Source organism: Sphingomonas sp. Leaf33 (genome assembly GCF_001421785.1).
Classification (GTDB): domain Bacteria; phylum Pseudomonadota; class Alphaproteobacteria; order Sphingomonadales; family Sphingomonadaceae; genus Sphingomonas.
The window spans coordinates 371,157-392,743 of sequence record NZ_LMLB01000001.1 but is presented as its reverse complement, the minus strand read 5'-3'; the positions used below and the strand labels follow the sequence as shown (position 1 = coordinate 392,743).

The following is a 21,587-nucleotide window of genomic DNA, read 5'->3' as shown; positions in this document are numbered from 1 at the left end:
TCCGTTCGTGCCGAGCGCAGTCGAGGCACGGGGGGTTGAAACACGGGTGAGCGGGGAAACGGACGATGCCATGCGCATCAGTCCTTCATGATCTTGGCGAGCGCCTGTCCGATGCGGACAGGGCCGGGGAAATAGGCCCATTCCAGGCTGTGCGGATACGGCGTGTCGAAGCCGGTGACGCGCTCGATCGGTGCCTCCAGATGATGGAAGCAGCGTTCCTGCACCAGCGCCGACAGCTCGGCGCCGAAACCGCCGGTGCGCGTCGCTTCATGGACGATCATGCAGCGGCCGGTCTTCTTCACCGACGCCTCGATCGTCTCGATGTCGAGCGGGACGAGCGTGCGCAGGTCGATCACCTCGGCATCGACGCCGGCCTCCTCGACGCTGGCCAGCACGACGTGCACCATTGTGCCATAGGCCAGGATCGTCAGGTCGTTGCCGGGCCGCACGATCTTCGCCTTGCCCAGCTCGACACGGTAGTATCCGGTCGGCACTTCGCCCGCCGGATGCGCCGACCAGTTCGATGCCGGGCGATCCCAATGGCCGTTGAACGGGCCGTTGTAGATGCGCTTGGGTTCCAGGAACAGGACGGGGTCGTTGTCCTCGATCGCGGCGATCAGCAGGCCCTTGGCATCATAGGGCGTCGACGGGATAACCGTCTTGATGCCCGAGACATGGGTAAAGATACCCTCGGGCGACTGCGAATGCGTCTGCCCGCCGAAGATGCCGCCGCCGTACGGGCTGCGCACTGTGATCGGCGCGGTGAACTCGCCGGCGGAGCGATAGCGCAGGCGCGCCGCTTCGCTGACCAGCTGGTCGAGCGCGGGGTAGATGTAATCGGCGAACTGGATTTCGGGCACGGGGCGCAGGCCATAGGCGCCCATGCCGATCGACACGCCGATGATGCCGATCTCGGTGATCGGCGTGTCGAACACGCGGGTCTTGCCGTATTTCGCCTGGAGGCCGGCGGTCGCGCGGAACACGCCACCGAAATAGCCGACGTCCTCGCCCATCACGACGATGTCGGGGTCGCGGTCCATCAGCACGTCCATCGCGCTGTTGATCGCCTGGATCATGTTCATGCGGGTCGTCGCGCCGGTGTCGGCATCGCCCGCGGGGGTGTCGATAACGTCGGTCATGCTGCCTTCACCACGAAGCGGTCGCCGGCCGGCGCCGTCCAACCTTGAAGCTTTTTGAGCGCCTGGGCGTCGCCCGTGCCATAGGCCGCGACGAACAGATCGACCGCCGGCAGCACGCGCGCCATCGCCACCGCGTCGGCGACCAGTTCGTGCCCGCCATCCTTGGCGACCAGCGTGTAGGCCGCCTTGCCCGCGGTCTGTCCGACGAACAGATGATCGGCCGGATCGGTGACGAAGCCGGGGACGGTGTCGGCGGTGCCGGTGACGATCATCGCGGGTACCGCCAGCGAGGTATAGGCCGTCGGCTGGACCAGGCCCGGAATCTTGCCCGGCGTCGAGAAGCCGAGCACCGCCTTCACCGCCGGCATCCGGAACGGCGCGATGTAGGACAGCGCGCCGCCCAGGCACAGCGCGACGAGCGTACCGAAGCTGTGCCCGACCGCGATCACCGGCAGGCCCGGATAGTCCTTTGCCGCGACCGCCGCCGCCGCGCCCATGTCCGCGATCCGCTCGCCGAAGCTCGCCTGCATCGTGAACTTCGCGCGGTCCGGGTAACGCATCGAATCGACATGCAGCGGCGCAAGCACCGCCCAGCCCTGCGCCGCCAGATACCTGGTCAGCACCGCGTAACGATCGGGCCACGATCCGTGCCCGGTCGAAAACAGCACGACACCGCGCGGCCTGGCCGGGCGCACGCGGAACAGCCGCGTCTCGCGCGTGCCGACGGTCAGCGCGACATCGTCGTCCGTGATCCGCTCCGCCGCCAGCAGCGGGCGCGCGGCGAGCAGGGCGGAGGCGCCGGCGATCCCGCCGATCAGCGTGCGGCGGTCCATCACTTCCTCGCCCACGGGCGGCCCGAGGCTTCTTCCTCAGCGACCATTTGCGCCTGTTGCTCGCGCAGGTGCCACGGCATCTCCTCGAACACGCCGTCGAACAGCGAATCGAGCGGCTGGTGCAGGCCGTGGCCCAGGATGCCGTTCTTCTCGGCCTCCTTCTGCGCGGCCTTCACCTGTTCGGCAAGCTCGCGGTCCATCTCGGCATGGCGATCCATGTCCCATTCGCCGGTCGCGATCAGATGGTCGCGCAGACGGACGATCGGGTCGCCCAGCGGCCACGCGGTCGGCTCCCCGGCGGAGCGATACTGCGACGGGTCGTCCGACGTCGAATGGCCCTCGGCGCGGTAGGTGAAATGCTCGATGAGCGTGGGGCCGGCGTTGGTCCGCGCGCGCTCGGCCGCCCACAAGGTCGCGGCATAGACCGCCAGCACATCGTTGCCGTCCACCCGCAGCCCGGCGATGCCATAGCCGATCGCGCGCGCGGCGAACGTCGTCGATTCGGCCCCGGCGAACCCGGAAAAGCTCGAGATCGCCCACTGGTTGTTGACGACATTGAAGATCACCGGCGCACGGTAGACGCTGGCAAAGGTGCAGGCGGAATGGAAGTCGCCCTCCGCGGTCGACCCTTCCCCGCACCACGTCGCCGCGATCCGCGTGTCGCCCTTCGCGGCCGACGCCATCGCCCAGCCGACGGCCTGCGGATACTGCGTCGTCAGGTTGCCGGAGATCGAGAAGAAACCGAACCCCTTCTCCGAATACATGATCGGCAGCTGCTTGCCCTGCAGCTTGTCGCCCCGGTTCGAATAGATCTGGTTCATCATGTCCGTCAGCGGGCACCCGCGCGAGATCAGGATGCCCTGCTGGCGGTACGACGGGAAGCACATGTCGTCGGACGCGAGCGCCGCGGCCGCCCCCACCGACACCGCCTCCTCGCCCAGCGACTTCATGTAGAAGCTCGTCTTGCCCTGGCGCTGCGCACGAAACATGCGCTCGTCAAAGGCGCGGGTCAGCGCCATGTTGCGCAGCATCTGGCGCTTCAGGTCGGGCGAAATCCGCGGGTCCCACTGGCCACCCGCCGTCCCGTCCAGGTCGAGCACGCGGACGAGGCCGAACGCCAGGTCGTGGAAGCCCGCCGCCGCATCGGCCGTGTCGGGCCGGCGCGCCGCATCGACGGGAGGTACGCTGACTTCGGCGAAGTCCACCGCGTCGCCGGGCCGGAACTTGGGCTCGGGCACGTGCAGGGCAAGCGGCGGCAGATTGGATCGACGGGATGCGTCGGACATGGGCTCTCCTCGGGCGGCGCATCACGACGCTGCCCGGGACAAGCTTTGCGAGCGTTGTAATAAAATTTCAAGAGGGCGTGCGCCGGTCCGATATGCCGGCGGGGCGAAACCCTGTGCCCGATCGCGACTTGGGGCTGGCGCGCGGCGTCCGCCGCTGCTAGGCACCCTCCCCACGCACCGGCACCCGTAGCTCAGCTGGATAGAGCGCTGCCCTCCGAAGGCAGAGGCCACAGGTTCGAATCCTGTCGGGTGCGCCATGCCCTCCCTCGCGACAACTCCAGCCGCTGCAGTCAGGCGCCGGGGCCGCCTTCGACCAGTTCGACGACCTCGAAGTCGTAACGCTCCCACCCGCGTGTCCGCGCCGCCTCGGCCAGCGGCAGGCGCTTGGCGGTCGCCTCGCGCAGCGACTTGGCGTGACCCCAGAAGACGTCGGTCCTGCCGCCGCCCAGATGCGCGACGATTCGCCAGTAATGCGTGAACGGCGCCGATGTCGGGCCGATCGTCTTGACATAGCCATCGGCCATCGTCGCCGTCAGCAGGCGCCTGCGCTTCGCCACGCCGCGGCCGCTCAGACCCGGACGTAGCGGAAATACCAGACCTCGTGCCCCTGCCGCCGCGCCTTGCGTTCGTAGCGCGTCTCGGGCCAGTCGGCCGGGCGGGTCAGGAAATCGGCCGCACTCCCGGCCTGCCAGACGAAGTCGCGCCGCCCGTTCATCACCATCATCGCGTGCCGGCAATAGGTCGGGTCGTCGGTGCCCAGCCGAAACCCGCCGCCCGGTTTCAGCTTCGCCGCGATCATGTCGAGCGGGCCGTCGTTGACCATCCGCCGCTTGGCGTGGCGCGGCTTGGGCCAGGGATCGGGATGCAGCAGGTACAGCCGGTCCAGGCTGGCGTCGGGCAGCCGGTCCAGCACCTCGATCGCATTGCCCATGTGCAGCCGGACGTTGTCGAGCCCGGCGTCGCGGATATGGTTCAGCGCGCCGACGACGCCGTTCAGGAACGGCTCGCACCCGATGAAGCCGTGGTCGGGACGCATCTTCGCCTGACCCGCCAGATGCTCGCCCGCACCAAAGCCGATCTCGAATTCCAGCGGTCGGTCGTTACCGAACAGCCGGGTGGCATCGAGCGGCCCGCTCTCGGGCACTTCGACGCGCGGCAGCAGCTCCTCGACGAGCGCGGCCTGGCCGGTGCGCAGCTTGTGCCCGGCGCGGCGGCCATAGAGCTGGCGGTGAGTGGCGGGATCGACCATGACGGGTGCCGATAGGCGGCGGATCGCCGATCCGCAACCACACGCCTGCCCAAGCGGTTGGATAGCCATGACCAAGGTGAAAAAGGCGGCCAGGCGACTGGAAAAGGCCGATCGCGAGATCACGCATAAGGCAGCGTCCAAGCACGACACGCCGCCGATGCGCATGGCGGCGAACGTGGGCGAACTCGCCGACCAGCCGCCGTTGATCGCGCTATCGGCCGCCACGCTGGCGATCGGCCTGATCCTGCGCCACCGATCGGTGGCCGGGGCCGGCGCGCGGATGCTCGCCAGCCACCTGCTCGCAACCGCCGCCAAGGAGGTCGTGAAGCGCAGCATCGACCGTACCCGCCCGCATTCCGTGAAGAAGGGCCACGACTACAAGCTGGAACCCGGCGACGACCGGTCGCACCACTACAGCAGCTTCCCCTCCGGCCACACCGCCGGGGCCGTTGCGGTCGCGCGGGCGGCGGCACGGGTCTGGCCCGATGGCACGCCCGTCCTGTCGCTGGTCGCGGCCGGTGCGGGCGCGATCCAGGTGCCGATCGCCAAACATTACGTCAGCGACGTGGTGGCGGGCGCGGTGATCGGCCTGGCCAGCGAATGGCTGGTCGACGCGGTGGTCCGCACAGCGATGCGGGACGACGCATGACCCGCGCCCTCCTCGACCGCGACGCCGCGCTGGCCGAGGGCCTTGCCGCGATCCGCGCCGAGTTCACCGTGCCCGCCGGCTTCCCGCGCGAGGTCCTCGCCGCCGCCGAAGCCGCCGCGCGTCGCACGCCCGATGCCCATCGCGACCTGACCGACACGCCCTTCGTCACGCTCGACCCGGCGACCGCGACCGATCTGGACCAGGCCTTCGCGATCGAAACGGCGGGCGGCGACCTGCTGCTCCATTATGCCATCGCCGACATCGGCTGGTTCGTGGCCGATGGCGACGCGGTAGACCATGCAGCGTGGAACCGCGGCGAGACGCTGTACCTGCCCGATGGCAAGGCCGCGCTCTATCCGAGGGTGCTGGCGGAAGGGGCGGCCAGCCTGTTGCCCGACGGTCCGCGCCCGGCGATCGTGCTGACCACGCGGATCGCGCCGGACGGCAGCGGTGGGATCGAGCGCGTCGAGCGCGCACTGATCCGCAGCCGGGCCAAGCTCGCCTATGACGCGGTCGTGCCTGCCGACCTGCCGCCGGGCTTCGCCGAGATCGCCCGTCGCATCCGCGCCGCCGAAGCCGCCCGCGGCGCGACGCGGGTCGACCCGCCCGACCAGGAAGTGACGCGTGGGCCCGACGGTCGCCTGACCCTAGCCTTCCGCCCGCTCCTGGACAGCGAACGCGACAATGCGGCGCTGTCGCTTGCGACCAACATGGCCGTCGCCGACCTGCTCCACGCGCACGGCACCGGCCTGTTCCGCGTGATGGAGCCGCCCGACGACCGCGCTGTCGCGCGGCTGCGTCGCGAAGCCGCCGCGCTCGCGCTGGCGTGGCCGGACGCCATGTCGCTCGCCGATTTCGAACGAACCCTGCGCGCGACCGATCGCGCGGAGGCGACGATGATGCTGGCGATCCGCCGTGCAGGCGGTGGGGCCCGTTACGCGGCGTACAGCACGGATGTCGTCCCGTGGCACGCTGCGGTCGCCGCGCGCTATGCCCATGCCACCGCACCGCTCCGGCGGCTGGCCGACCGCTACGTGCTGACCGCCGCCCTGGCCGTCGCCAACGGCCGCCCGGTGCCCGAGGCGACCACGCAAGCCTTTGCCCGCCTGCCAAAGGTCATGGCCACCGCCGACGCGCGCGCCGGCCGCATCGACCGCGCGGTCGTCGATCTGGCCGAAGCGGTGATGCTTCAGGGCCGCGAGGGCGACGCCTTCACCGCCGTCGCAACGGACGTCGACGATCGCGGCGTGCGCGTCCGGCTATGCGACCTGCCGATCCTTGCGCGCGTCGATGCGACCGGCGTGGCGCCGGGCGAAACGCTGACCGTCCGCCTGACCGGCGTCGACACGACGGCGCGGCGGATTACTTTTTCGATTTGAGGGCGTCGGGCGAGATGGTGACGGTCCGCTCCTTGCCCCACGTCGTCACGACGCTGTTCGGCCGCCCGGACGCGATGGTCAGCACCTGTTCGGGCGCCGGCAATCGATCCTGTTCCGGAAAGACGATGGTCCGCCCCGGCGTGATGAAATCGACGCCCCATGCGATCTTCTTGTCCTTGGCGACCAGGCCCGTCGCCGCTGGCCCGACCCAGATGCCCCGCCCCGCGTCGGACAGTGCGAGCAGATACCCGTCACCCTGCGCATCCGGGCGATAGACCGCTCCCATCGGCACCGTCGCCGCGTCCCGACACCATATCCGTGCCGGGGCCGACGTTCCGCGCTTGATCGTCGATGCGTTCGCCAGCAGTGCGCCCATCATCGACGATGTCAGATCCGGCGCCAGTGCCTTGGCCTGTCCTTTGAACCGCAGGGCATCGGGACACGCGGCGACCGGCACCGCGGCGGCGGCATCCACGGCCGCCGCCGGCCATGTCAGTCCGGCAAGCGCTGTGCGGACTTTCGCCAGCGCGGTCGGCCCGTCGTCGGCCTTGCTCGAATAGCGCAGCTTCACCAGCCATTCCCCCATCGGCAGCAGCGCGACCGCGGTGCCGCGATACGGACCGCCGGCGATCGTCCACCCCTGCGCCAGCCCGCTCGCCGTGCCGCGCCCCGGCGGCGCGACCGCGACCGGCGCGGCGATCGGCGTCAGCGTGCCCCAGCCGTCGCGCGATTCGATCGCCCAGACCGCGCGGTCGAACCACACCGGCACCGCACCCGACAGCGTGCGATAGACATAGACCGTCAGTTCGCCGGGGCCGTCGGTATAGGTGCCGACGACGTCCAGCTCCGGCCCCTCGAACTCGCGCACCTGCGTCCGCGGCAGGCCGATCAGCGTGACCGGCAACGTCAGTCCGCTGTTGGCATGAACCCATGCCGCGTCGGCGGACACCGGCAGGATGCGGGGGCCCTGCTGCGCGGTGGCGGGGACCGCGGCCAGCAGGGCCAGGCAGGTGAGAGAGGTCAGGCGGATCATCTGGCAGTCCCTTTGGCGGCGGGTATCTCGATCCGGCGCACGGGGCGCCCCGGCAGCGCGGCGTACATCGTCATCGCCGTGTCCGGCCCCGGTACGCCGACGATCAGCGGCAGCCCGTAGGACGTGGCGGTGAAGACATGCGTTTCATTGGGAATCGTGTCGGTCAGCGTCGTGGCGAAGAGCACCGGCGACTTGGCGTCCTTCGGCGGGCGATCCTGCGTCAGGCACCCCTTGCTGAACGCGAACGGCACGCTCGCCCGGCCGGCCGTATCAACATCCACCCGGTAATGACCGCCGATCACGACCTTGTCCGCCGCAGTCCGCGCCGACAGGAAATAGACGCGGGTCGGTCCGCCGGGTTCGTCGGGCGGCAGGACGACGGTGTTGAAGCGGGTCGTGCACGATGTGATCCGCGCCGAGGCCAGCGCTGCCCTGGCGGCCGTGCGCGCAGCTATCATCGCAAGTTGGTCGGTGGACAACAGTGCCGCATCCCCGGTCGGCAGCATCGGATCGACCAGCTTCCCACCCGACATCTGCGCGACATAGACCGCGCGCGGCGTGGGCTCACGATCGTAGAAGATAATCCGCGCACGATCCGCCGGACCATCGACGATCCACCCCGCGATCCTGGTCTTCGCATCCGGCACACGCTTCAGCATGTCGTCGGTGCCGAGCCAGGCGGCGCTATCATAGGCAAAGAGCAGTGCGCCGCGTGTCGACACCTGCTGCAAGCGGTCCGAGGAGTCGGCGACCTGCGCAGGGGCGGCCGCAGCGGCGGCACAGGCCAGCGCCGCAGCGCCGATACGGAACGGGAGGCTCGTCATGACGACGAACCTCCCGCAGAATTCCGATACTGTCGAGCGATTTACGCCGCCAGCGCCGCCTTCAGGTCATCGACCAGGTCGGTCCGCTCCCACGGGAACAGGTCGCCTTCCGCCTTGCGGCCGAAGTGGCCATAGGCCGCGGTCTTCGAATAGATCGGCTTGTTGAGGCTAAGGTGCGTGCGGATGCCGCGCGGGGTCAGGCCGCCCAGCTTCTCGATCCGGCCGATCGCGGCCTCGATCGCATCGTCGGCGACCGTGCCGGTGCCGTGCGTGTCGACATAGAGCGACAGCGGCTTCGACACGCCGATCGCATAGGCGAGCTGGATCGTGCAGCGCTGCGCAAGACCTGCGGCGACGATGTTCTTGGCGAGATAGCGCGTGATGTACGCCGCCGACCGGTCGACCTTCGTCGGGTCCTTGCCCGAGAACGCGCCGCCGCCGTGCGGCGCGGCACCGCCGTAGGTGTCGACGATGATCTTGCGACCCGTCAGGCCTGCGTCGCCGTCCGGCCCGCCGATCTCGAAGCTGCCGGTCGGGTTGATGTGATAGACGGTCTCGTCCGACAGCAGCTCGGCCGGGATGACGTCGGCGACGACCAATTTCACATAGGCGTGGAGCTCGGCTTCCTTCTCGCCCTGGTCGTAACCCGGCGCGTGCTGGGTCGACACGACGATCGCGGTGCAGGCGACGGGGCGGCTGCCTTCATAGCGCAGCGTGACCTGGCTCTTCGTATCCGGCTCCAGGAACGGCGCCTTCTTGGAATGGCGGTCGGCGGCCATGCGCTCCAGGATCCGGTGGCTGTACTGCAGCGTCGCCGGCATCAGCTCGGGCGTGTCGTCGGCGGCATAGCCGAACATGATGCCCTGGTCACCGGCACCTTCGTCCTTGTTGCCCGACGAATCGACGCCCTGCGCGATATGCGCCGACTGCGGGTGCAGGTTGTTTTCGAACCGCAGCGTCTGCCAGTGAAAGCCATCCTGCTCGTAGCCGATGCGCTTCACGGTCTCGCGCACGGTCTGCTCGACCTCCTCGCGCACGCCTTCGGCCCAGTTGCCGGCCTCGTCCATGATGCCCTTGCCGCGGATCTCACCGGCCAGAACGACCAGCTGGGTCGTGGTCATCGTCTCGCAGGCGATGCGGGCTTCGGGGTCCTTGGACAGGAACAGGTCGACGATGGCGTCGGAGATCTGGTCGGCGACCTTGTCGGGATGGCCTTCCGAAACCGATTCGGACGTGAAGAGATAGCTGGAACGCATGGGAATCCTCGAATTCGAATAACGAGGGAAAGCCCTAGGGCCGTTGCCATGCCCAGGGATATAAAGCTTTCCTTATATGCGCCCTAGACCGCTGCCGGCCAAGCGTCAACGCCGCCGCAGAATGCGCGCGGCGGCCAGCAGCAGCAGCGCGACGACCAGCGCGGCCCAGTTGCCGATGCGCGAGAACGGCGTCGGCGCGTGCGCGGGCGGGATGGCCACGTCGATCGCGCCCGCGGTGAAGTGCGGCACCTGCGCGATCAGCGCACCGTCCGCGCCGATCACCGCGGAGACGCCGTTGGGCGTCGATCGCACCACCGGCACCCCCTCCTCGATCGCGCGCAGCCGCGCCTGCGCCAGATGCTGCACCGGCCCCCAGCTGCCGAACCAGGCGTCGTTCGACGGATTGAAGATCAGCCGCGGGCGCCTGGCCGGATCGACGACCTGGCCGGAAAAGATGATCTCGTAGCAGACCTGGAACCCGATCGCCCCGAACGGCGCGATGTCGATCGATCGCGGGCCGGGGCCATCCGCAAAATCGATATCCCCCGCGACCAGCCGCGACAGGCCGAGCGGCTCGGTCAGCGCGCGCATCGGCAGATATTCCCCGCCGGGGACGAGATGCGCCTTGTCGTAGCGGCCGTCGAGGCGCGCGTCCGGGGTAACGACGAACACCGAATTGCCGGCTTGCGTGATCTCGCCCGCTGCATCGAACATCAACGCGGTGCCGCCGACCAGCGCGCGGTCGTTCGGCCCCAGCAGCCGCGCGATCTGCGCCCGTGCAGCGATGGGCGAGCCGAACTTTAGATACCATTCGTACGGGTAGCCGTCCTCGAGGTACGGCTGGACGATCCCTTCGGGCCACAGCACCAGCCGCGGCGCGCGGCCGGGCGTCCCCGACAAGGCCGCCAGCCGGGCCGACGTGGCGCGCCAGTCGTCGCGGTCGATATGCGCCTGCTGGTCGATGTTCGGCTGGACGACGCGCAGTCGCGGTGCGGTCGGCGGTTGCGGCGCGGGGCGTGCACGGTAGCTGAGCGCGGCAAGCGGCACCGGGAGCAGCACGGCAAGGGCGGCGAGCGCGAGCGCGAGCGGCCGGCGCGGCACCATCAGCAGCAGCGACGCCGCAGTGACGGTCAGCCCCGACAGCGCATAGGTCCCGACCAGCGTCGTGACCCACGCGATCGGCTGCACCGGCACCCACGCGACCGCCAGCGGGTCCCATGCATAGCCGGTGAAGAGCGTCGATCGCAGCCACTCCCCCGCAATCCACCCCGCACCGGCGACCAGCGCAAAGGACAGGCCCGGCGCCGTCTGCGCATCACCCCGGCTGCGCGGGCTCGCCAGCCGCCACACCAGCCCGGCGGTCAGCATCGGATAGACCGCGAGATACAGCGCGAGGCCGACCGCCGCGCCATAGCCCAGCACCGGCGGCATCTTGTCCTGATAATCGAATGCGTGCTGAATCCAGTTGTTGTTGACCGTGAAATGGCCGACCCCGAACAGCCACCCCGTCAGCATCGCACGCTTCAGCGTCGGCGCATCGTGGACCATCCGCAACCACAGCGCGACCGCGACGATCGTCAGCGGTACCAGCTGGAGCGGCGCGAAGCCGGTGGCGGCGACGGCGCCGAGCAGGACGGGGATAAGGAAACGCATCCTGCCCGCCCTAACCGATCCGCGCGGGCGGGGGAAAGGCCCCTTCCCGACCCGTTTCGCGACCTGCTAGACGTGTCGCCATGACCCTACGCCCCTTCCACCTTGCCTTCCCCGTCCACGACCTGACCGCTGCGCGGGAATTCTACGGCAAGACGATGGGCTGCACCGAAGGGCGGTCGTCGGAGCAGTGGATCGATTTCGACTTCTACGGCCACCAGATCGTCGCCCACCTCGATCCCGCGGCCCGGCCCGTCGCGGTCGCCAACGAAGTCGACGGCCACCATGTCCCGGTACCGCATTTCGGGATCGTGCTGACGATGGCCGACTGGCAGGCGCTCGCCGACCGCCTGCGCGCGGCGGGCACGGTGTTCGGCATCGAACCGCACATCCGCTTCCAGGGCCAGCCCGGCGAACAGGCCACGATGTTCTTCCGCGATTCCAGCGGGAACGCACTGGAGTTCAAGGCGTTCGCCGACGACTCCCAGCTTTTCGCCACCGCTTAATAAGGACGCCCCCATGAGCGAGCCCGTCGAACTCGACATCGCCCACAGCATCGGCCGCGAGGCCGCCCGCGCGCGCATCGCCGGCGGGATCGCCAAGCTTGAGAGCTTCATCCCCGGCGGCAAGGTGACCGAACATAGCTGGGACGGCGACCGGCTGATGTTCACCGTCGCCGCCATGGGCCAGCGCGCCGCGACGACGATCGACGTGCTGGAGGACAAGGTCCACCTGAAGGTCGAGCTGCCCCCGTTCCTGGGGATGTTCGCCAACAAGATCCGCGACGTGCTGGGGCGCGAGGGACCGAAGCTGCTGAAGTGACTACGGCCCAAACCCCTCCCCGTTCGGGCTGAGCCTGTCGAAGCCCTGCACTTCTTTTCTGGAGCGTTCCGTTTGCGGAGCGAAGGAAAGGCGGCCCTTCGACAAGCTCAGGGCGAACGGGGTGGTGTCTGGGCTTCTTCCCAACGCGCGCGAATATCGTCCGACGTCTCGCGACTGCCGTCATGGCTCCACCCCGGCTCGCGCAGCAGATACCCGAGCTTCGAGCCCCACGGCGCCGCCCACATATCCTTCGCGATCCCGACCCATTCGTGGAACGCCGCCCACAGCAGGTTGAAGCTGCCGAGATCGCGCACGATGCCGTAGCGCGGCCGCTCCGCATCGACCTCCGGTGCATAGGTGCCGAACAGCCTGTCCCACACGATGAACACGCCCGCATAATTGCGGTCGAGATAGCGCGGGTTGGTCGCATGGTGGACGCGGTGGTGGCTGGGCGTGTTCATCACCGCCTCCACGAGAGCCGGCAGCCGCCCAATCGCCTCGGTATGGATCCAGAACTGATAGACCAGGTTCAGCCCGGCGACGAAGAAGACCATGGCCGGCGGAAAGCCGATCAGGAACAGCGGCACGCGGAACAAGAACGCCAGGCTGAAGAACCCCGTCCACGTCTGCCTGAGCGCGGTCGACAGGTTGTAGTGCTGGCTGGAATGGTGGACGACATGGCTCGCCCAGAACCAGCGCACGCGGTGCGCGGTGCGGTGGAACCAGTAATAGGCCAGGTCATCGAGGACGAAGGCGACCACGAACGCCCACCACGCATAGCCGATGTCGAACAGCCGGAATTGCCAGACCCAGGTCGCGAGCGCGAAGACGAGGCCGGCGGAGAGCACGCCCGCGACCGTACTGCCCAGCCCCAGCAGCATCGAGGTGCGCGTGTCGTCGGGGCAGTAACGGCTGCGATCCCGGAACCGCGCGACGACCATTTCCGCCAGCACCAGCAGGACGAAGCCGGGGATTGCCAGGGTTACGGGATTGGGCAGGTCGGGCACGGCCATGTGTTAACACGCGGGTCCGCCGACGAAAATCCTCCCCTGCAAGGGGAGGTGGCAGGCCGCAGGCCTGACGGAGGGGTGTCCAGTTATCCGGAGAGGGTTTTACCTCTCCGTCGCGCTGACGCGCGCCACCTCCCCTTGCAGGGGAGGATTTTGCTCAGTGCAGCGTCACCACCGTCGTCCGCCCGGCCTCCGCCTCCAGCGCGCGGACTTCGATCTCGGTCACGCCGAACAGCGTCACCGCACCGAACAGCCGCTCGCCCGTCTCGACCGTCACGCCTTCCACGGACACGCGCAGATGCAGCGGCGGGATCAGTCGGCGCACCGCGACCTTCGCGCCGTGGCGCTTCACGACGGCAATGCCCGTATCGCCCGCGACCAGCGCCGCGGCGCCATCGGTACCGACCACCGCGCGCCCGGCGCGAAAGCCGGCCAGCGAACTTTCCGCGAACTCCGCCGCGGTCGTCGGGTCGGTGATCCTGCTCTCGCCCAGCCGCAGCCAGCGCGCGATCCACGCCAGCACCAGCACGGCGACCAGCGATCCGCCGAGCTGGGTCAGCGTCATCGGCTCAGCGTGCCTCGGCCGCGAGCGTGTCGAGCATCGCGCGCAGGCCTGAGATATCGTAGCCCGCGTCCGCCGCCTTTGCGACCAGCATCGCCGGCTCGTCGCCCATCCTCGCGCGCGCCAGCGCCCACAGATGCGTCGATCGCGTGCCCGATCGGCAGAACGCCAGCACCGGGCCGGCAGCAGCCGTCAGCGCCTGCGCCATCGCCTCGACCTGGTTGCTCGACATGCCGGCGTGGCCGACCGGTATCGCGCGGTACGCAATGCCGGCCTCGCGCGCGGCGGCGGCGATCGCTGCACCCGAGGGCTGGCCGCCCTCCTCGTCATCGGGGCGGTTGTTGACGATTTCGGTAAAACCCGCCGCGGCGATCGCATCGACTTCGGCCGGGGTGATCTGGGGGGCAACGCTGACGTGGTCGTCAATCTGGCGGATCATTCATACTCTCGTATCGTCGACAGGAACGCCTCTCCATACGCATCGAGCTTGCGCGCGCCAACGCCGGAGATTCGCGACAGCGCATCCAGCGTCCCCGGCCGGACGCTCGCCATCTCGCGCAGCACCGAATCGTGGAAGATGACATAGGGCGGCACCCCGCCTTCCTTGGCCAGCGCGCGGCGGCGTTCGCGAAGCGCCTCGAACAACGGATCGCCGACCGGATTGGCCTCGGCGGCCCCTCCACGTTCGTTGCGCCGCCGCTCGCGCTTGGGCGGCAGGACCAACGTCACATCGACCTCGCCCTTCAGGATCGCTTTCGCCGCGGGACCGAATTCGAGCCCACCGTGCGGGTTGGCGCGCAACGCGTCACGCGCCTGGAGCGCGCGCGCGACCGGGCGGATCAGCGCCGCCTCCTCGCCCTCGACGATACCGAACACGCTCAGCTTCTCGTGCCCGTTCATCAGGCTCCGCTCGCTCGACTTGCCGAGAAGGATATCCTCGACATAGCCGACGCCGAACATCTGTCCGGTGCGAAACACCGCCGACAGGAACTTGCGCGCGATCTCGGTCGCCGGCGTGCCGACCGGCGGGTTCAGGCAATTGTCGCAATTGCCGCAAGCCTCGGCCGGCTGTTCGCCGAAGTGGCGCAGCAGCACCGCGCGGCGGCACCCGGTCGTCTCGACGAGGCCGGCGAGCGCCGTCAGCCGCTGGCGTTCGCCCGCCTGCCGCGCGGGCTCGACTTCGCCGACGCGTTGGCGCGCCTTGGCGAAATCCTCCGCGCCCCAGAACAGATGCGCGACCGACGGGTCGCCGTCGCGGCCCGCGCGGCCGGTTTCCTGATAATAGGCCTCGATCGATTTCGGCAGGCCGGCGTGGGCGACGAACCGCACGTCGGGCTTGTCGATCCCCATCCCGAACGCGACCGTCGCGCAGATCACCATGTCCTCGGACGCGACGAAATCGGCCTGGTTGCGCGCGCGGACTTCGGGATCGAGCCCGGCGTGATAGGCCCGCGTCGGTCGTCCGGTCTTGGCCAGCGCCTCGGCCAGCTTCTCGGTCCCGGCCCGCGTCTGGGCATAGACGATGCCGGGGCCCGGCGTCTCGGCGATCAGGTCGGCGATCTGCCGCGTGGTGTTGTCGCGCGGGGAAATCGCATAGCGGATATTCGGCCGGTCGAACCCGGCGACGATCAGCCCGTCCTGCGGAATGCCGAGCTGGTCGAGGATGTCGGCCCGCGTATGCGCGTCGGCGGTCGCGGTCAGCGCGAGACGCGGCACATCCGGATAGCGATCGAGCAGCGGCCGCAGCAGGCGGTAGTCGGGGCGGAAATCATGTCCCCATTCCGAAACGCAGTGGGCTTCGTCGATCGCGAACAGCGCGACCCGCCCACGCTCCAGCAGATCGCGGAAATCGCTCGTGGAGGCGCGCTCGGGCGCGATGTACAGCAGGTCGAGCTCGCCATCCAGGAACCGCCCGCGCGTCTCCGCCCGGTTCTGGTCGACGGATGTCAGCGTGGCGGCGCGGATGCCGACCGCCTCGGCTGCGCGCAACTGGTCGTGCATCAGCGCGATCAGCGGCGACACGACGACGCACGTGCCCTCCAGCATTGTGGCCGGCAGCTGGTACGTCAGCGACTTGCCCGCGCCGGTCGGCATGACGGCGAGTGTCGACCGGCCCGCCAGCACGCGATCCACGACGCGCCCCTGCACCCCGCGGAAATCGTTGAAACCAAAGATACGATGCAGGGTGTCGAGCGCGGCAGTCACTGGCGGGCACTTAGGGCGCGCCGGCTGACGCGGCAACCGGCCGCAATCGCGCCATCATCGTGCGCCAGCGTATAGGCCACTGCCGATACGGATCGTAAGGGACCAGACCATGACGACAATCGGATCGAGGATCGCGCCGTTGGCCGCGATCATGGCGACGCTGACCGGTGCGGCCGACGATCGCAACACGCTGACCATTCGCGGCGACGGCACGATGACCATGCAGGTGAACGGCGTCGACGGGCGCATCCGCGTCGATCCGTCGGGGTTGCCGCGCATGATCTGCAACCCCGACTTCGCGGTAAAGGCACAGATCATCGCGCAGGGCCGCGCCGTCCTGCTGACCGACCCGGCCGAGGCCTATGGGTCGTTCGGCGCGGTGACGCTGCGCCTGGCCGGACGCACGCAGCAGGTCCGCGCGAACTGGCTTAGCAGCCGCTATGTCGAGGGCGCGGACTGCGTGATCGCGCCCGGCATGATCGGCGTCGATGCCGCACGCTTCGTCCTGCGGTCGTCGGTGCGGGCTGAGCGGACGGTCGCGATGCCGCTCAATCCCGGTGGTGAATCCTCGCCCGACTGGAACGGCGCCGCCGCCACCGCGGTGCGGATCGGCGACCGCGACGTCAGCGTCGGCTTTACCCTGGCCCAGCCGAACACCCTCGTCACTGCACGCACCGCGCTGCGTATCTCGGGGGCGTACGGCGGGCGCTATGCCGGCGAGGCGGTGCGGACCGAAGCGGCGTCGGGTCGCGAACGGCTGCTGCGCCGCATGGTGCTCGCCAAGCCGATGCCGATCGGCCCGGTGAGCATCAGCGAGATGCAGGTGCGCGTCACCGACTGGGGATCGGCCCGGCAGATCAAGCGGGTCGGCGATGTCGAGGCGCCCGCCGATCCGAACGAGGTCAACGTGACCGCCCGCGCCGAGCATGAGGATACGTTCGAGCGGCTGATGATCGGCACGGACGCGCTCAGGCGCTGCTCGGCGATCGTCGTCGATTTCCGCGCGCAGGAAATCCGCCTGACCTGCGCCTGATCCCGTTCCCCATCAGAGGATGCCGATGACCCCGACCCTGCTTCCCGTGCTCGCCCTGCCACTAGCCGTCGCGCTTGCCGCCCCCGCCGACCGCGTCGTTACCGATACCACACTCGTGACCAAGGCGAACGAGGCGGCGGTCCGCCTGCTGGTCGACCCCGGCGCACCGGCGATGCCGATCCTGACGGAAGAGGCTGCGGCGCGGGCAGGGTTGAAGGCCGGGCCGTTCGGCATCGGCTACCGCGTCGGCCCGGTGATGGTCGCCGGGCGCAGCGCGGTCGGGCGGATCGGCCTGGGCGATGCGCCGGCCAAGCGGCGGATCGGCTGGACCGCCAACCCCTATGCGCCGGGCTATGACGGCGTGGTCGGCCCCGGCGGCCTGCCCGACCCGGTCGTGCGCTTCCAGCTGCGCGCCGCCCGGCCGGACGAGCGGACGATCGACATCCCGATGGCCGACGACGGCGGGCTGTTCGGCAACTGGGGCGCCAGCAACGGCGTGCTGACCATCGACGGCCAGCCGCTCCAAGTCCGCTTCAGCTTGCAGCAGGACGCGACGATCGCGACGGCGGGCGCCGCGCTGACGCTGGCCAAGGCGTTCGGCGGCACGCTGGACGACGACCGGGCGGAGGCCGAGATCGTGTTCGGCGTGAAGCGCCCGGTCCGCACGCTGCGCCTCGCCCGGCCGTTCACGATCGGCCCGATCGCGCTGACCACGCTGCTGGCGCGCACCACGGACTTCGGCAACGCCGACGGCATCGCGGCATCCGGCACGACGCCCGACCCGGACGAAGTCGTAGTGACCGCCAAGGGCAAACGCGACCACAAGCGCGACCGCGTGATACTCGGTCGCAGCGCACTCAGCGGCTGTTCGAGCGTCGCGTTCGACAAGCCGGCAAAGCTGATCCGCCTGACCTGCCTGTAACACGCTCACGGCGCGGCAAAGCGGCGCCGTCGGTCGTCGCGTATGCGACGCCGGCCGAGCAGCGGTTCGAGGCGCGGATCAGCTCTGCTGTTCCGCTAACCGCTGCTGTGCTTGGCGCGCCCACATCTCGGCGTACAGACCGCCTGCCGTCAGCAGGTCGCCGTGCGTGCCCTGTTCGGCGACCCGCCCGCCGTCCAGCACGACGATGCGGTCGGCGTGGACGATCGTCGACAGGCGGTGCGCGATGACGATGGTGGTGCGGCCCTGTTCGATCGCCTCCAGCGTGGCGAGAATTTCGGCTTCCGTCCGGCTGTCGAGCGCGCTGGTCGCTTCGTCCAGGATCAGGATCGGCGGGTCCTTCACCAATGTGCGCGCGATCGCGACGCGCTGTTTCTCGCCGCCGCTCAGCTTCAGCCCGCGTTCGCCGACGCGCGTGTCGAACCGGTCGGGCAGGCGGTCGATGAACGGCATGATCGCCGCCCCGCGCGCCGCGCGCTCGATATCGTCCGGCCCTGCGCCTTCGCGGCCATAGGCGATGTTGTAGCCGATCGTGTCGTTGAACAACACGGTGTCCTGCGGCACGATGCCGATCGCGGCGCGCAGGCTCGTTTGCTTCACCTGCGCGATATCCTGCCCGTCGATCGTGATCCGCCCGGCGGTCACGTCCCAGAAGCGATAGAGCAGCCGCGCCAGCGTCGATTTGCCCGCGCCCGACGGGCCTACCACCGCGACCGTCGCGCCGGCGGGAATATCGAGATCGAGACCCTGCAGAATCTCGCGCCCGTCACCATAGCCGAAGCGGACATCCTCGAACCGCACCGCGCCCCGCGCGATGCTGAGCGGCGGCGCGCCCGCCACGTCCTTCACGCTCGCTTCGGTATCGATCAGGTCGAACATCGCGCCCATGTCGATCACGCCCTGCCGCACGGTGCGATAGACCATGCCCAGCAGGTCGAGCGGGCGGAACAGCTGCGCCAGCAGCGTCGACACCAGCACGACATCGCCGGGGCTGAACCGCCCGCTCGCCCAGCCGACCGCGACCAGCGCCATGCCGCCGGCCATCATCATGTTCGTGATGACCGACTGGCCGATGTTGAGCCAGGCGAGCGAATTTTCCGACTTCACCGCGGCATCGGCATAGCTCGCGACCGCGTCCGCATAGCGCTTCGCCTCGCGCTCCTCGGCGTTGAAATATTTGACCGTCTCGAAATTCAGCAGCGAATCGACCGCATGCGCGACCGCGCCGGTGTCCAGGTCGTTCATCCGCACCCGCAGCGCCGCGCGCCAGTCGGTGATCCAGCGGGTGAAGATGATATAGAGGACCACCATCACCACGGTGCCCGCGACCAGCAGCCCGCCGAACCGCGTCCAGAAAATGCCGAGCACCAGGCCCAGTTCCAGCACCGTCGGGGCGATGTTGAAGAGGAGGAAGTACAGCATCGTGTCGATGCTCTTCGTCCCCCGCTCGACGACCTTGGTTACGGCGCCGGTCCGGCGCTCCAGGTGGAAGCTCAGTGACAGGTCGTGGAGGTGCCGAAACACCGTGGCGGCCAGCCGCTGCGTCGCATCCTGCCCGACGCGTTCGAATACGGTGTTGCGCAGATTGTCGAAGACGACCGTCGCCAGCCGCGCCGTGGCATAGCCGATGACCAACAGCACCACGAGCGTCGCGAGGCTGCGATCCCCGCTCGCCATCCGGTCGACCGCGCCCTGCAACGCAAAGGGCGCGCCATAGACCTGCACCAGCTTGGACGCGACGACCAGCGTCATCGCCGCCACGATCCGCACCTTCAGCGCAGGCGCGTCATGGGGCCAGAGATAGGGCAGGAACCGGCGCAGCGTCGCGACCAGCGGACGGTCGGCGCCCGGTGTCGAGGACATGGGGGGCATGGGGGCTCAGATAGGCGCGGGGGGGACGATCGCCAAGCGCGCATCGGGCACGCCTAGCCTGGAACCGATTCGCCGCGCTTTTGTTGAGCCTGGAGAAGGGGATAGCTGATGCAGTCGCTCTATTATGTCATGGCGATCCTGGGTTGCGGCGACGACGGCACAGCCTGTCAGCAGGTGCGGACGGAAACCGTTCGCTACGAATCCGTCGCGGCGTGTCAAGCGGCGATGGCGGGCGCGCTTCAGCGCAGCACCGACGTGTCCTTCCCGGTCGTCCAGGCCGCGTGCCAGCGCAGCGGCGTAATGACTGCCGACAGCACGCCCCGTCGCCGAGGCTGATTTCGCTATCGAAACGGTCTAGTATCGCGCCCGGATGAGGGAGAGGGCGATGCGCAAGCTGATCGGTGTTCTGACGGGGGCGGTCGTCGCGATGATGACGGTCGCGATCGCCGAGATGATCGGCCACCGTCTGTACCCGCCCCCCGCCGGCCTCGACATGCGTAGTCCCGCCGGCATCGCCAGCTACATCACCGCTGCCCCGACCGGCGCGCTTGTCGCGGTGGCCGTCGCGTGGTTGCTGGGCGCGGGGCTGGGCGGTTGGACCGCCGCACGGATCGGTCGCTGGCCGGCAGCGGCATGGATCGTCGCTGCGCTGATCGCTATCGGCGGGGTGTACAATGCGACGCGAATCCCCGCGCCGCTCTGGATGCAGATCGCGACGGTGCTGGCGCCTGCACTCGGCGGGCTGATCGCGCACACGCTGGAACGGCGCCGCACCTAATCCCTCGTCCCCGCGACAGCGGGGACCCATCTCCCGGACGTGCCAGGAGGTAAACGCGGGAGATGGATTCCCGCCTTCTCGGGAATGACGGTCGCCTATCCCCGCGGACGCGTCCACAATTCCGCATCGCGCGCCGCCGGCGGATAGAGCTTCACCCGGCCCGCCGCCTGCGCGCCCGCCCGCGCGATCGCCGCCAGTTTCTCGGCCTTCGTCGTCGTCACGCGGTGGTCCCATGCATGATCGCCGGCCGCCGCGACCTTGCGCGCGATGCCGCCGTAGATGTCGGCCGCCGCCAGCACCGCCCAGGCCGATCGATAGCTGAGCGCCGGCGTGCCCAGCCGCGCGCTCGCTTCATAGCCCTCCGCCATGTCCGCCAGCCGCCGCGACAGGACGGTCAGCCGCTTGCGGAACGGCGGCTTCATGTGCTGCCCGGGCGGAAAGTCCATCTCGACCAGCCATTCCTCGGGCAGGTAGCAGCGGCCCGAGCGGTCGTCCTCCTCGATATCGCGCGCGATATTGGCGAGCTGGAAAGCAAGCCCCAGGTCGCACGCGCGGTCGAGCGTCGCGTCGTCCTGCGGCGGCACGCCCATCACCACCGCCATCATGCAGCCAACGACGCCCGCGACATGGTAGCAATATCGCAGCAGGTCGTTTTCCGACCGCGGCCGCCATTCGTCGGCGTCGAGCGCGAAGCCCGCGATATGATCGTCGATGAACCGCCGCGGCATGGCCGTCTCCGCAACGACGACCGCCAGCCCGTCGAACGCCGCATCGCCGGTCGGCTTGCCGGCGAGCGCCATCGCGGTATTGTCGCGAATGCGCGCGATGCGGGCCTGCGGATCGGTTACCTTCTGTTGGTCGTGGCCGAGGTCCTGCGCATCGGCGATATCGTCGCACGCGCGGCACCAGGCATAGAGCAGCCAGGCCCGCTCGCGCGTCTCACGGTCGAACAGCTTGCTGGCGGCGGCGAAGCTTTTGGAGCCGCGCGCGATCGTCGCGCCGGCGGCAGCGACGAGGGCGGCGCGATCCTGCACGATCTCCATTACCGTTCGCCCTGAGCTTGTCGA

Annotated in this window: 23 protein-coding genes and 1 tRNA gene; 9 read left to right on the top strand and 15 right to left on the bottom strand. The window is 69.2% G+C overall.

Features of this window, described 5'->3' with window-relative positions; all coding sequences use genetic code 11:
* Window positions 1–77: 77 nt before the first annotated feature.
* From ASE86_RS02015 to ASE86_RS02005, 3 genes are read right to left on the bottom strand one after another with little or no spacing between them, the layout of a single operon-like run.
* Window positions 78–1,082 (bottom strand): alpha-ketoacid dehydrogenase subunit beta, encoded by a 1,005-nt coding sequence (locus ASE86_RS02015; protein WP_056426463.1) that lies wholly within the window; start codon window positions 1,080–1,082, stop codon window positions 78–80.
* 53 nt (window positions 1,083–1,135) lie between these two features.
* Complete coding sequence (locus ASE86_RS02010; RefSeq protein WP_156347001.1) at window positions 1,136–1,972, bottom strand: serine aminopeptidase domain-containing protein; 837 nt, start codon at window positions 1,970–1,972, stop codon at window positions 1,136–1,138.
* Entirely contained in the window at window positions 1,972–3,258 is a 1,287-nt protein-coding gene (locus tag ASE86_RS02005) for a thiamine pyrophosphate-dependent enzyme (protein ID WP_056421833.1), read from the bottom strand. The genes ASE86_RS02010 and ASE86_RS02005 overlap by 1 nt, the downstream gene beginning before the upstream one ends.
* A 180-nt stretch (window positions 3,259–3,438) precedes the next feature.
* Here ASE86_RS02005 and ASE86_RS02000 point away from each other — a divergent pair.
* A tRNA-Arg gene (locus ASE86_RS02000) sits at window positions 3,439–3,515 on the top strand.
* A 33-nt stretch (window positions 3,516–3,548) separates the two neighbouring features.
* Here the strand turns inward: ASE86_RS02000 and ASE86_RS01995 are convergent.
* Both ASE86_RS01995 and trmB read right to left on the bottom strand, forming a co-directional pair.
* The gene (locus tag ASE86_RS01995) at window positions 3,549–3,815 is read right to left on the bottom strand and encodes a hypothetical protein (protein ID WP_056421832.1); all 267 of its coding nucleotides are present in this window, start codon (window positions 3,813–3,815) and stop codon (window positions 3,549–3,551) included.
* Window positions 3,816–3,826: 11 nt separating this feature from the next.
* Window positions 3,827–4,507: a tRNA (guanine(46)-N(7))-methyltransferase TrmB gene (gene trmB / locus ASE86_RS01990; protein WP_056421831.1), complete on the bottom strand. Its 681-nt coding sequence runs from the start codon at window positions 4,505–4,507 to the stop codon at window positions 3,827–3,829.
* A gap of 67 nt (window positions 4,508–4,574) precedes the next feature.
* On the opposite strand from trmB, the gene ASE86_RS01985 reads away from it, so the two are divergent.
* Window positions 4,575–5,156, top strand: coding sequence for a phosphatase PAP2 family protein (locus ASE86_RS01985; RefSeq protein ID WP_056421830.1), 582 nt, complete (start codon window positions 4,575–4,577; stop codon window positions 5,154–5,156).
* Window positions 5,153–6,535, top strand: coding sequence for an RNB domain-containing ribonuclease (locus ASE86_RS01980; protein WP_056421829.1), 1,383 nt, complete (start codon window positions 5,153–5,155; stop codon window positions 6,533–6,535). The genes ASE86_RS01985 and ASE86_RS01980 overlap by 4 nt, the downstream gene beginning before the upstream one ends.
* On the opposite strand, the gene ASE86_RS01975 is transcribed toward ASE86_RS01980, so the two are convergent.
* From ASE86_RS01975 to lnt, 4 genes are all read right to left on the bottom strand, one after another.
* Window positions 6,519–7,568, bottom strand: a complete 1,050-nt coding sequence (locus ASE86_RS01975; protein WP_056421828.1) for a hypothetical protein — start codon at window positions 7,566–7,568, stop codon at window positions 6,519–6,521. The genes ASE86_RS01980 and ASE86_RS01975 overlap by 17 nt on opposite strands.
* Entirely contained in the window at window positions 7,565–8,392 is an 828-nt protein-coding gene (locus tag ASE86_RS01970; RefSeq protein ID WP_056421827.1) for a hypothetical protein, read from the bottom strand. Before ASE86_RS01970 ends, ASE86_RS01975 begins: the two co-directional genes overlap by 4 nt.
* 41 nt (window positions 8,393–8,433) lie before the next feature.
* On the bottom strand, window positions 8,434–9,648 hold the full coding sequence (gene metK, locus ASE86_RS01965) for a methionine adenosyltransferase (protein WP_056421826.1): 1,215 nt from the start codon (window positions 9,646–9,648) through the stop codon (window positions 8,434–8,436).
* Window positions 9,649–9,753: 105 nt separating this feature from the next.
* On the bottom strand, window positions 9,754–11,301 hold the full coding sequence (gene lnt / locus ASE86_RS01960; protein WP_056421825.1) for an apolipoprotein N-acyltransferase: 1,548 nt from the start codon (window positions 11,299–11,301) through the stop codon (window positions 9,754–9,756).
* An 80-nt stretch (window positions 11,302–11,381) separates the two neighbouring features.
* On the opposite strand from lnt, the gene ASE86_RS01955 reads away from it, so the two are divergent.
* Window positions 11,382–11,804: a VOC family protein gene (locus ASE86_RS01955; RefSeq protein WP_056421824.1), complete on the top strand. Its 423-nt coding sequence runs from the start codon at window positions 11,382–11,384 to the stop codon at window positions 11,802–11,804.
* A 13-nt stretch (window positions 11,805–11,817) separates the two neighbouring features.
* A complete protein-coding gene (locus ASE86_RS01950) occupies window positions 11,818–12,120 on the top strand; it encodes a polyhydroxyalkanoic acid system family protein (RefSeq protein ID WP_056421823.1) in 303 nt (100 codons plus the stop codon).
* A gap of 107 nt (window positions 12,121–12,227) precedes the next feature.
* Here ASE86_RS01950 and ASE86_RS01945 read toward each other — a convergent pair whose 3' ends face one another.
* The 4 genes from ASE86_RS01945 to recQ all read right to left on the bottom strand — a co-directional run bounded on the left by ASE86_RS01945 (window position 12,228) and on the right by recQ (window position 15,897).
* The gene (locus tag ASE86_RS01945) at window positions 12,228–13,127 is read right to left on the bottom strand and encodes a sterol desaturase family protein (RefSeq protein WP_082441818.1); all 900 of its coding nucleotides are present in this window, start codon (window positions 13,125–13,127) and stop codon (window positions 12,228–12,230) included.
* Window positions 13,128–13,287: 160 nt separating this feature from the next.
* Window positions 13,288–13,695, bottom strand: coding sequence for a hypothetical protein (locus ASE86_RS01940; RefSeq protein WP_056421821.1), 408 nt, complete (start codon window positions 13,693–13,695; stop codon window positions 13,288–13,290).
* 4 nt (window positions 13,696–13,699) lie between these two features.
* A complete protein-coding gene (locus ASE86_RS01935; protein ID WP_056421820.1) occupies window positions 13,700–14,131 on the bottom strand; it encodes a TIGR01244 family sulfur transferase in 432 nt (143 codons plus the stop codon).
* Window positions 14,128–15,897: a DNA helicase RecQ gene (recQ, locus tag ASE86_RS01930; protein WP_056421819.1), complete on the bottom strand. Its 1,770-nt coding sequence runs from the start codon at window positions 15,895–15,897 to the stop codon at window positions 14,128–14,130. The genes ASE86_RS01935 and recQ overlap by 4 nt, the downstream gene beginning before the upstream one ends.
* 109 nt (window positions 15,898–16,006) lie before the next feature.
* Here recQ and ASE86_RS01925 point away from each other — a divergent pair, with 109 nt between their 5' ends.
* Together ASE86_RS01925 and ASE86_RS01920 are read left to right on the top strand one after the other, a co-directional pair.
* The gene (locus ASE86_RS01925; protein WP_056421818.1) at window positions 16,007–16,930 is read left to right on the top strand and encodes a hypothetical protein; all 924 of its coding nucleotides are present in this window, start codon (window positions 16,007–16,009) and stop codon (window positions 16,928–16,930) included.
* Window positions 16,931–16,955: 25 nt separating this feature from the next.
* Complete coding sequence (locus ASE86_RS01920) at window positions 16,956–17,852, top strand: hypothetical protein (RefSeq protein ID WP_156347000.1); 897 nt, start codon at window positions 16,956–16,958, stop codon at window positions 17,850–17,852.
* Window positions 17,853–17,930: 78 nt separating this feature from the next.
* Here the strand turns inward: ASE86_RS01920 and ASE86_RS01915 are convergent, their stop codons facing one another.
* On the bottom strand, window positions 17,931–19,742 hold the full coding sequence (locus tag ASE86_RS01915; protein ID WP_056421816.1) for an ABCB family ABC transporter ATP-binding protein/permease: 1,812 nt from the start codon (window positions 19,740–19,742) through the stop codon (window positions 17,931–17,933).
* 108 nt (window positions 19,743–19,850) lie between these two features.
* Here ASE86_RS01915 and ASE86_RS01910 point away from each other — a divergent pair, with 108 nt between their 5' ends.
* Both ASE86_RS01910 and ASE86_RS01905 read left to right on the top strand, forming a co-directional pair.
* Complete coding sequence (locus ASE86_RS01910) at window positions 19,851–20,078, top strand: hypothetical protein (protein WP_056421815.1); 228 nt, start codon at window positions 19,851–19,853, stop codon at window positions 20,076–20,078.
* A 49-nt stretch (window positions 20,079–20,127) separates the two neighbouring features.
* Complete coding sequence (locus tag ASE86_RS01905) at window positions 20,128–20,520, top strand: hypothetical protein (protein ID WP_056421814.1); 393 nt, start codon at window positions 20,128–20,130, stop codon at window positions 20,518–20,520.
* A gap of 95 nt (window positions 20,521–20,615) precedes the next feature.
* Here the strand turns inward: ASE86_RS01905 and ASE86_RS01900 are convergent, their stop codons facing one another.
* Window positions 20,616–21,563 (bottom strand): phytoene/squalene synthase family protein, encoded by a 948-nt coding sequence (locus ASE86_RS01900; RefSeq protein ID WP_056421813.1) that lies wholly within the window; start codon window positions 21,561–21,563, stop codon window positions 20,616–20,618.
* Between the last annotated feature and the right edge of the window lie 24 nt (window positions 21,564–21,587).

Bases quoted from the DNA above. Each gene is read 5' to 3' on its own strand.
- ASE86_RS01940 (WP_056421821.1), bottom strand. From the start codon at position 13,695: ATGACGCTGACCCAGCTCGGCGGATCGCTGGTCGCCGTGCTGGTGCTG.
- ASE86_RS01950 (WP_056421823.1), top strand. From the start codon at position 11,818: ATGAGCGAGCCCGTCGAACTCGACATCGCCCACAGCATCGGCCGCGAG.
- ASE86_RS01985 (WP_056421830.1), top strand. From the start codon at position 4,575: ATGACCAAGGTGAAAAAGGCGGCCAGGCGACTGGAAAAGGCCGATCGC.
- trmB (WP_056421831.1), bottom strand. From the start codon at position 4,507: ATGGTCGATCCCGCCACTCACCGCCAGCTCTATGGCCGCCGCGCCGGG.
- ASE86_RS01970 (WP_056421827.1), bottom strand. From the start codon at position 8,392: ATGACGAGCCTCCCGTTCCGTATCGGCGCTGCGGCGCTGGCCTGTGCC.
- metK (WP_056421826.1), bottom strand. From the start codon at position 9,648: ATGCGTTCCAGCTATCTCTTCACGTCCGAATCGGTTTCGGAAGGCCAT.
- ASE86_RS01920 (WP_156347000.1), top strand. From the start codon at position 16,956: ATGACCCCGACCCTGCTTCCCGTGCTCGCCCTGCCACTAGCCGTCGCG.
- ASE86_RS01975 (WP_056421828.1), bottom strand. From the start codon at position 7,568: ATGATCCGCCTGACCTCTCTCACCTGCCTGGCCCTGCTGGCCGCGGTC.
- ASE86_RS01900 (WP_056421813.1), bottom strand. From the start codon at position 21,563: ATGGAGATCGTGCAGGATCGCGCCGCCCTCGTCGCTGCCGCCGGCGCG.
- ASE86_RS01905 (WP_056421814.1), top strand. From the start codon at position 20,128: ATGCGCAAGCTGATCGGTGTTCTGACGGGGGCGGTCGTCGCGATGATG.
- ASE86_RS02015 (WP_056426463.1), bottom strand. From the start codon at position 1,082: ATGAACATGATCCAGGCGATCAACAGCGCGATGGACGTGCTGATGGAC.
- ASE86_RS01925 (WP_056421818.1), top strand. From the start codon at position 16,007: ATGACGACAATCGGATCGAGGATCGCGCCGTTGGCCGCGATCATGGCG.
- ASE86_RS01910 (WP_056421815.1), top strand. From the start codon at position 19,851: ATGCAGTCGCTCTATTATGTCATGGCGATCCTGGGTTGCGGCGACGAC.
- lnt (WP_056421825.1), bottom strand. From the start codon at position 11,301: ATGCGTTTCCTTATCCCCGTCCTGCTCGGCGCCGTCGCCGCCACCGGC.
- ASE86_RS01980 (WP_056421829.1), top strand. From the start codon at position 5,153: ATGACCCGCGCCCTCCTCGACCGCGACGCCGCGCTGGCCGAGGGCCTT.
- ASE86_RS01935 (WP_056421820.1), bottom strand. From the start codon at position 14,131: ATGATCCGCCAGATTGACGACCACGTCAGCGTTGCCCCCCAGATCACC.
- ASE86_RS01955 (WP_056421824.1), top strand. From the start codon at position 11,382: ATGACCCTACGCCCCTTCCACCTTGCCTTCCCCGTCCACGACCTGACC.
- ASE86_RS02010 (WP_156347001.1), bottom strand. From the start codon at position 1,972: ATGGACCGCCGCACGCTGATCGGCGGGATCGCCGGCGCCTCCGCCCTG.
- ASE86_RS02005 (WP_056421833.1), bottom strand. From the start codon at position 3,258: ATGTCCGACGCATCCCGTCGATCCAATCTGCCGCCGCTTGCCCTGCAC.
- ASE86_RS01915 (WP_056421816.1), bottom strand. From the start codon at position 19,742: ATGCCCCCCATGTCCTCGACACCGGGCGCCGACCGTCCGCTGGTCGCG.